This window comes from Pauljensenia sp. UMB3104, assembly GCF_030217285.1.
In the GTDB taxonomy this organism is placed as follows: Bacteria; Actinomycetota; Actinomycetes; order Actinomycetales; family Actinomycetaceae; genus Pauljensenia.
This window is the reverse complement of sequence record NZ_JASONN010000631.1, coordinates 1-233: the sequence shown is the minus strand read 5'-3', so window position 1 is coordinate 233 and position 233 is coordinate 1. Positions and strand designations below refer to the sequence as shown.

Genomic DNA, 233 nt, shown 5'->3' with positions numbered 1-233 from the left:
AGCTGAGCGACAGCCGGGTGACCCGACACGAGAGCCATGACGTCCGCCTCGCGGGCAATCCCGGCCTCGCCGTCCGCCCCGCGGTCCCGGCGGGCGACCTTGACAGCCACCTCGCGGCTGGGCAGCTCCTGACGGCACAGGAACACGTCCGCGAAACCACCCGCCCCCAGGGGGCGAATCCACTGGTATCCCGGTATCGCCGGGACCATTCCGACGCGAGCGTCGCTATCCAT

At 70.8% G+C, this 233-nt stretch carries 1 pseudogene; it reads right to left on the bottom strand.

The features are described from left to right. Positions 1-233: pseudogene (locus tag QP415_RS13070) on the bottom strand (serine/threonine-protein kinase); the annotation flags it as partial.